At 65.7% G+C, this 8,573-nt stretch carries 6 protein-coding genes; 3 read left to right on the top strand and 3 right to left on the bottom strand.

Going from position 1 to position 8,573, the window contains the following annotated elements:
• Positions 1-164: 164 nt before the first annotated feature.
• A complete protein-coding gene (gene clpB / locus AD89_RS0111520) occupies positions 165-2,771 on the top strand; it encodes an ATP-dependent chaperone ClpB (RefSeq protein ID WP_025779008.1) in 2,607 nt (868 codons plus the stop codon).
• Between the two features lie 412 nt (positions 2,772-3,183).
• Here the strand turns inward: clpB and AD89_RS18520 are convergent, their stop codons facing one another.
• The 3 genes from AD89_RS18520 to AD89_RS0111540 form a co-directional block, all read right to left on the bottom strand.
• On the bottom strand, positions 3,184-4,425 hold the full coding sequence (locus AD89_RS18520; protein ID WP_025779012.1) for an HTTM domain-containing protein: 1,242 nt from the start codon (positions 4,423-4,425) through the stop codon (positions 3,184-3,186).
• Positions 4,415-5,203 carry a DUF5819 family protein gene (locus AD89_RS0111535; RefSeq protein WP_025779013.1) on the bottom strand — a complete coding sequence of 263 codons (789 nt, stop codon included), beginning with the start codon at positions 5,201-5,203 and terminating at the stop codon, positions 4,415-4,417. The genes AD89_RS18520 and AD89_RS0111535 overlap by 11 nt, the downstream gene beginning before the upstream one ends.
• A 306-nt stretch (positions 5,204-5,509) precedes the next feature.
• Positions 5,510-6,685: a CaiB/BaiF CoA transferase family protein gene (locus tag AD89_RS0111540; protein WP_025779014.1), complete on the bottom strand. Its 1,176-nt coding sequence runs from the start codon at positions 6,683-6,685 to the stop codon at positions 5,510-5,512.
• A 200-nt stretch (positions 6,686-6,885) separates the two neighbouring features.
• Here AD89_RS0111540 and AD89_RS0111545 point away from each other — a divergent pair, with 200 nt between their 5' ends.
• Together AD89_RS0111545 and AD89_RS19340 are read left to right on the top strand one after the other, a co-directional pair.
• Complete coding sequence (locus tag AD89_RS0111545; protein WP_025779017.1) at positions 6,886-7,920, top strand: agmatine deiminase family protein; 1,035 nt, start codon at positions 6,886-6,888, stop codon at positions 7,918-7,920.
• Positions 7,921-8,132: 212 nt separating this feature from the next.
• Positions 8,133-8,528, top strand: a complete 396-nt coding sequence (locus tag AD89_RS19340; RefSeq protein WP_025779019.1) for a hypothetical protein — start codon at positions 8,133-8,135, stop codon at positions 8,526-8,528.
• The last annotated feature ends 45 nt before the right edge of the window (positions 8,529-8,573 follow it).

Raw genomic sequence — 8,573 nt, forward strand, 5'->3', positions numbered from 1 at the left:
CCGTTTCTGGGCCGGCCCCTGACCGGTGGCGCCACGCATCCGGGCGGGCCGCCTCGGCGAATTTCCTCTCGATTTTCAAAGTTGAGCGGAATAGACTCAACTTTGTCGATGTTGTTCTTTTCGAGAGCTGAAATCAGCACAGAATTCAAGAAGGAGATGCGCAGATGGACGCACAGATGACAACCAAATCCCGGGAGGCGCTGCAGACTGCGGTCAACGACGTCGTCGCCCGGCACAACAACCAGATCGAACCGGCCCACCTCGTGGCCGCGCTGCTCAAGCAGCCCGACTCCCTGGCCTCGGCCCTGCTGACGAAGGTCGGCGCCGACCCACAGTCGGTGCTCACCGCGATTGAAGCAGCGATCGGCAGGTTCCCCACGGTCAGCGGATCTTCGGTCAGCCAGCCGGGCCTGTCCCGCGCCGGACTCGAGATGATGAACCTCGCGCAGGAGGAGATGACCTCCCTGGGCGATCAGTTCGTTTCGACCGAGCACCTGCTGCTCGCAGCGGCGGCCGGAGATGACGGCGCCGGCGAAACGCTGCGCGCGAATGGGGCGAACCGGGACGCACTGCTTGCGGCCCTGCCCGAACTGCGCGGAGGCAAGAAGGTCACTTCGGAGAACCCCGAGGAGACCTTGCAGTCGCTGGAGAAGTTCGGCGTCGACCTCACCGCCACCGCCCGCGAAGGCAAGCTCGACCCGGTGATCGGCCGCGACAAGGAAGTGCGCCGCGTCGTCCAGGTGCTCTCGCGCAGGACGAAGAACAACCCCGTCCTCATCGGTGATCCCGGCGTCGGCAAGACCGCCGTCGTCGAGGGCCTGGCCCAGCGGATCGTGGCCGGAGACGTGCCCGAATCGCTGCGGGACAAGACGCTCATCAGCCTCGACCTGTCCGCCATGGTCGCCGGTGCGAAGTACCGCGGCGAGTTCGAGGAGCGGCTCAAGGCCGTGCTCGAGGAGATCAAGAACTCCGACGGGCAGATCATCACCTTCATCGACGAGCTCCACACGATCGTCGGAGCCGGCGCCGGCGGGGACTCCTCGATGGACGCGGGCAATATGCTCAAGCCGATGCTCGCCCGCGGCGAGCTGCGGATGATCGGCGCCACGACCCTGGACGAGTACCGCGAGAACATCGAAAAGGACCCTGCCCTTGAGCGCAGGTTCCAGCAGGTGTTCGTCGGAGAGCCCAGCGTCGAGGACACGATCGCGATCCTCCGCGGGCTCAAGGAACGCTACGAGGCGCACCACAAGGTCTCGATCAATGACGGCGCGCTGGTGGCCGCGGCGACGATGTCGGACCGGTACATCACCGGCAGGCAGCTGCCGGACAAGGCCATCGACCTCGTCGACGAGGCGGCCTCCCGCCTGCGGATGGAGATCGACTCGGCTCCGGTCGAGATCGATGAGCTCCGCCGCGCCGTGGACCGCCTGAAGATGGAGGAAATGGCCCTGTCGAAGGAGACCGATTCCGCATCGGCCGAGCGCCTGACCGCCCTGCGCGCCGACCTCGCTGACAAAGAGGAGGAGTTGCGTTCGCTCGAAGCGACGTGGGAGTCCCAGCGTGCCGGCCTCAACCGGGTCGGTGAGCTGAAGACGAAGCTCGACGAACTGCGTTCGGCCGCCGAGAAGGCTCAGCGCGACACGGACCTCGAGACCGCATCCCGCCTGCTCTACGGGGAGATCCCCGCCGTGCAGAAGGAGATCGCCGAAGCCGAAGCAGCAGAGGCTCAGGCCGACGCCGGTCAGACCTCGGATCCGATGGTCTCGGACAAGGTCTCGAGCAGCGATATCGCCGAGGTGGTCTCCTCCTGGACGGGCATTCCCGCAGGACGCCTCGTCCAAGGTGAGGTCGAGAAGCTGCTCGAAGCCGAGAACATCCTCGGTGAGCGCCTCATCGGTCAGAAGAACGCTGTCGCCGCGGTCTCCGACGCCATCCGCCGTTCGCGTGCGGGTGTCGCCGACCCCGACCGTCCGACCGGTTCGTTCCTGTTCCTCGGGCCCACCGGTGTGGGTAAGACGGAGCTCGCGAAGTCGCTGGCGGACTTCCTCTTCGACGATGAGAAGGCCCTGATCAGGATCGATATGAGCGAATACGGTGAGAAGCACACCGTGTCCCGCCTCGTCGGTGCCCCTCCGGGCTACGTCGGATACGACGAGGGCGGCCAGCTCACCGAAGCGGTCCGCCGTCGTCCGTACTCCGTCGTCCTGCTCGACGAGGTGGAGAAGGCGCACCCGTCCGTCTTCGACATCCTGCTGCAGGTCCTCGATGACGGCCGCCTCACCGATGGTCAGGGCCGAACGGTCGATTTCAGGAACACCATCCTGATCCTGACTTCGAACCTCGGTTCGCAGTTCCTCGTCAACACGAACCTGTCGACCGAGGAGCAGAGGTCCAAGGTGCTTGATGTCGTGCATTCGACGTTCAAGCCCGAGTTCCTCAACCGTCTCGACGACATCGTGCTCTTCGACGCACTCAGCCAGAGCGAGCTCGCGTCGATCGTCGATCTGCAGATCGCGCACATGTCGCGCAGGCTCTCCGACCGTCGGGTCTCGCTCGAGGTCACTCAGGGCGCCGAGGACTGGTTGGCCCTCGAAGGCTACGATCCGGCGTTCGGTGCCCGGCCGCTGCGCAGGCTGGTCCAGCGCGAAATCGGCGACAAACTGGCCCGCGCGCTGCTGGCCGGCGACATCGTCGACGGGGACACCGTGGTCGTCGACCTGCCCGAGGATCCCGAGGCCACCGGCCTGGAGCTGCGCCCCAAGCGCTGAGGCTCCCGGCCGCGCGGGTTCAGCCCAGTCTGAGTTGGAAAGCACATGTTTGAACATGGGCTATTCAACTCAGACTGGGCTGTTCCGCCTACCGATGCCGGCCGAACGCGGGAACTGCGAATGTCTGCGCCGACAGGAGGAGTGGCTGACAGTCGTTGCGGCGCAGTTCCCTCAGGCGGCACAGAACGAGGGCACTGAACTGGAGCACAGAGTCGAATGGGACATGTTCTTCCGAATCGCTCACTTTCTTCGGTGAGCATTTCAGAGAAACATGTCCCATTCTGCGCCTGCAGGACGCTGAGCACCGTGGGTTGGACGCCGAGCACCGTGGGCAGGACGCCGAGCACCGTCTGCGGGACGCTGCGCGCGGTTTACCTGCCGCGGGAGCCTGCGGCGTCGACGCGCACGCGGACTACTTCTTGCGTGGCCCGGCAGAAGCTTTCGACTTGGCACTCGTGCCGGCCTTCGCAACAGTGTCTTTGGAACCGCGGCCACCGGCCACTCGACCGGCCGAACCACCGCGGCCACCGGCCGAACCGCCCGAAGCCTCACCAGCATCCCGCGGCGCCGATGACGTCCACCAGTGCCGCAGGTAGGCGCTGACCTTCGCGAACGAACGGTCGCGGATGAAGATCGCATCGACGGCGATCATCGTCAGCGAGAACCACGGCAGGCCCATGAGCAGCGCGATGCCCAAATGGAAGGACAGGATGCCCAGCAGCGCGATGATGCGGGTGTAGCGGTTGAAGAGCATGAACGGGAAGGCGCACTGGAAGAGGATCGATCCCCACGAGATCGCCACGACCATCGGCCCCCACGCCGTGACCAGGTCCGACAGCACCGGCCACGTGCCGAACTGCTGAGTGTGCAGCGGGTTGTACACGGCGAAACCGTGCTGCCAGGCTTCACCTCCGGCCTTGTACAGACCACCCGACATGTAGATCGCGCACACCTGGAACGCGAGCACGACGATCGCCAGATTGTTGGCCATGATGAGCGCCCAGCGCCACTGACCGCCGTCGTTGTCCGGGAACTCGGGGTTCCGCGCCCGCCGCCTGGCATCGAGGGACCACCGGCGGGTCGTATCGGCGAAGAGCAGGGCGATCATGAACATCCTGTAGGCGTTGTCGCCCTGGTCGCCGGCCCCGTCGTTGAGCTCGATGAAGCTCACCCACAGCACGAGGTAGAAGGGCAGGACGATGCGCGTGCGCCAGCCGAGGATGATGACGATCGCCAACAGCGCGAGTCCGATCAGCATCGCGGTGAACAGCGGCGGCACAGTCACCGCCCGGTGGAAGAGGGAGAACAGCCAGATGTTCGGGAAGTCGCTCTTCGGTTCGGCGATCTCGCCGTTCCAGGCCGATCCCACACCGAAGGCGTAGTGCCGGGCGCTGAAGTTCGTGAGGATGAGGCCGAGCCCGGTGAGGCCGATGAGGATCCGCGTCACAGCCAGCCCGTAGGTCGCGTGGTAACGGCCGGTGAGCATCTCCTCGAGCCAGTTCCACCCCTGCGCGAGCTTCGTCCGCACGAGGGCCGTCACCGGGACGAGCCCGAATTCGGGGGCGGAGACCTGCGCCGAGGCGGTCGTGCCGGTCCGCTGGTCCGTGACCTCAGCGTCACGATCGTCCCTGCCGGTCGTGTTGTCACTGTTCACCGACGCACCTCACTTCGTCCGAGGCGCAGAAGTATTTCGTGAATTCCTCCTGGGACTGATGGTCTTCGACGACGAGTGCGCGCCAGCCCACGGGCACGGGCTGGATGTTCGGACGTTTCGCGCCTTTGTCGTTGCGGTCGGCGAACGGCACGACGTTCTGACGGGCGGCCTGGTATTGGACGCGCTGGACATCGTCGCCCCAGATGGCCTTCGCCACCTGGGTCGCATAGGCCGTGGCCAGGTGTTCGCTCTCGAGATAGGCCGGGATCGCGTTCTCCGGGTCGTCGTACTCCTTCATCTTCGTCTCCAGACGGTCGACGGAGTCATCGCCCTTGAAGTAGTCGAGTTTGACGATCGCCTTCTGGTCGTCGGGCAGGTCCTCCCACGAGCCCTTGATGTCCGAGGCCACTCCGATGCCCAGTCCCGCCGACCGCGGCGGAAAGAGCTTGTAGGTGGAGTGGTCGAGTTCGACGTCGGTGGCCCGCACCCACTGAGTGATCTCTTCGCCGCTGTCGGTTGTGATCACCGCGCGCACGTCGAAGTAGTAGTCTCCGTTGATCGGCTCGGGGGCGAACACGCTCCACGACTGTCCCCACAGCGGGATCATGTATTTGGAGAGCAGGTCACCGGGAATCACCTCCCGCATCGTCGACGCAGGGGCGATCCACAGGAAGCTGGCGAAGATATGGAACCCCGTGATCGCCATCGCGATGACCATCAGGGTCCGTTTCACCGCCGAACGTCGCCGAGGCGTGACCTCGGTCGGCTCATTGTCCATCTCGGTTCCGGAATTCTCTTGGGGTTACGACTGTCGTCACTGCAGGTCCCGCACCGCGCTGGTCGCTTCGCAGTTCCCTCGGTGACAACGCACAGTCAATAGCGTACTTCAGCTGTGGCGCTGCCCGCCCGGGTGTCGGCACAATCATTCGCGGTCATCAGACGCACGATGACCCATCATCCGCGACCACCGCACACACGATGTCCCACCTTTCGCGGTCGCAGGCACGATGGCTCGCCGAACCACGGCAGACCGACCACGGCCGCCTCGCCGACCCACGGCAGACCGACCACGGCAGAGCGCCGCCTATTCGCCGGCCCGCAGCCACGCCTTGACCGCTTCGGTGGAATCGCCGAGCGTCGGCGGGGCCAGTTCGTAGCTGGGCGGGGTCTCGGACAGTCGGATCGGGTTGGCCACGGTGGGGATGACGCGATCTCCCTGACCCGCCTCGGCGACGGGTTCGAGCCCCAGCGACGATGCCAGGTCCACGCCCTGGGCGATCGAGTTGATCGGTGCACAGGGCAGCCCCGCCTCGGTGAGGATGTCGAACCATTCCTGATTCGTCTTCTCACTCAGCGCGGCGATGAGCTCGGGTTCGAGGTCGTCGCGGTTGACGTTGCGGTCGGCGAAGTTCGCGAACCGCTCATCACGAGCCCATTCGGGGTGGCCGAGCACCTCGGCGAGGCGGGCGAACTGCTTGTCGTTGCCGCACGCGATGATGATCTGCCCCTCGGCCGTGGGCATCGGCTGGTACGGGTAGAGGCTCGGGTGCTTGTTGCCCATCGCCTGCGGAGTCACGCCGCCGGCCACGTACGCCGAAGTCTGGTTCGCCAGACCGGACAGCGCCGAGGACAGCAGGTTCGTCTCCACCAGCTGACCGACGCCGGTGTCCTTGCGATGGTTGAGCGCACCGAGGATGCCCACGGCCGTGTGCAGCCCCGTGATCACGTCGACGACGGCGACACCGGCCTTGACCGGGCCCGATTCCTCGGATCCGGTCACCGACATGAATCCGGACAGACCCTGGATGAGCAGATCGTAGCCGGGCTGCGGGTTGCCTCGACCGAAACCCGTCACCGAGGCGTAGACGATTCCGGGGTTGACCGCGCTGACCGTGTCATAGTCGAGGCCGTACTTCGCCAGTCCCCCGGCCTTGAAGTTCTCCACGAGCACGTCCGCACGCGCGGCCAGCTGCTGCGCGAAGGCGAGATCATCCTCGTCCTTGAAATCGAGGACGACGGAGTGCTTGTTCCGGTTCGCCGTGAGGAAATACGTCGCATCGTCCCCTCGCCGAGGCGGCGCCCAGTGACGTGTATCGTCCCCGGTCTCCCCCTCCACCTTGATGACCGTGGCCCCCAGGTCCGCAAGCATCATCGTCGCGTAGGGGCCGGCGAGGACTCGCGAGAAGTCGGCCACGACGGTTCCGGCCAGCGGCCCCGTCCCCTGCCGGCCGAATGCTGCGTCTGCGTCCGCTGCTGACAACTGATGCCTCCCTTGGCACGTTCGACTTGTCCGTTCTCCGCCTGACTATACGGAATCGACATGGCTGCCCCGGACTGCGGGTTGCTCGAGAGCGGAAACGAGTCGAGAGCCGGGCAGGTCGACAACGAAATCCGTCGACCGCCGTGGCGAGATTCTGGCTACACTCGGGCTCAGTGACCGGCCAAGCGAAGGGACGAACGATGACGTTGCACATGCCAGCGGAGACCGCCGCCCAGGATCGAGTCTGGATGGCGTTCCCGTCGTCGGGCTACGCCCTCGGCGATACGGAAGCAGAGGCCGAGGCCGCACGCGCCACCTGGGCCGCCGTCGCCCGCGCCACCAGCGAATTCACCCCAGTCACGGTCGTGGTGACCAGGGCACAGACCGATCATGCCAAGCGCCACCTCGGCGAGGGGATCACCCATGGGATCACGATCGTCAACGCCGACCTCGACGATGCGTGGATGCGCGATATCGGGCCGAGCTTCGTCATCGACGAGGCGGGCGCGCTGCACGCGGTGGACTGGGTGTTCAACGGCTGGGGTGCGCAGGAATGGGCGAGCTGGGATCACGACGAGCACATCGGGAAATTCGTCGCGGACCTCGCCGGGACGCCCGTGGTGTCCTCGGATCTGCGCAATGAAGGCGGCGGAATCCATGTTGACGGTGCGGGCACCGTGCTCGCCACGCGCAGCGTCCAACTCGATCCCGGGCGCAACCCGGGGCTGACGGAAGCCGATGTGGAGGCCGAATTCGCGCGCACGATCGGGGCGAAGAAGGTCATCTGGCTCGACCGCGGACTCCACCGGGACAACCAGACCTTCGGCACCCGAGGACACGTCGACATCGTCGCCGCGATGCCCAGCCCAGGCGTCGTGCTCGTCCACGATCAGCGCAATCCCGAGCATCCGGACTTCGAATTCAGTCGCGGACTCAAGGAGCAGTTCGCGGCCGAGACCACGGCCGACGACACACCGTTCGAGGTCGTGCCGATCCCGGCCCCCGAGGTGCTGCGCGACGAGGAGGGATGGGTCGACTACTCGTACGTCAATCACCTCGTCACCAACGGCGGGGTCATCGCGTGCACCTTCGATGATCCGATGGACGCCGAGGCGGCTGCCGTGCTCGAACGCGTCTACCCGGGCCGGAAGGTCGTCGGGGTCGATGCTCGCGAGCTCTTCGCCCGCGGCGGCGGAATCCACTGCATCACTCAGCAGCAGCCGAGTCTCGGCTGAGCCGGACAGGGCACAATCGCAATCACCGCGTGCCGGCCCGGTGGCCGTGGGGAATCCGCTTCAGCGGCGCAATCCATACCCGCACGGGCCCCACTCGGTATAAGGTGGTTCCAGAGGGCACAGTGCCCGTGCGCGGCCACATCGTTGCCCGGACCTGTGTCGCACAGCAGAGCCGAATACGGTGACGTCGAGTTGCGAAGAGGAGCAAGACCATGAAGAAGAGATTGATTCTCCTGGCCGGTCTCGGAGTCGGATTCATCCTGGGATCACGCACCGGGCGCCAGAGCTACGAACGGCTGAAGGCCCAGGCTCAGGAACTGTGGACCGACCCGCGCGTCCAGGACACCGTGGAAAAAGCCAACCAGTCGATCCGCGAGAAGTCGCCGGCCGTCGCCGATGCCGTGCAGACCGCGGCCGACAAGGTCAATGCCGCCGCAGCCACGAATACTCCGGTCTCCGAATTCGACGGTGACGAGGATTCGGCCGGCGCGAAGGCATCGGGCGGTGCCGCCAAGCACTCGCCGTCGCCGAAGGCGAAGGACACGATTGCCGATCCCGAGCGTCACCTCGACGACGAAGGCCCGGCCGGAGTCGCCGACGACGACTGAGAATCGGCTGGCTGAGTCAGTCGGCAACAGCACAGAAAAAGGTGA

Origin of the sequence: Brevibacterium sp. VCM10 (genome assembly GCF_000583215.1) — a bacterium.
In the GTDB taxonomy this organism is placed as follows: domain Bacteria; phylum Actinomycetota; class Actinomycetes; order Actinomycetales; family Brevibacteriaceae; genus Brevibacterium; species Brevibacterium linens.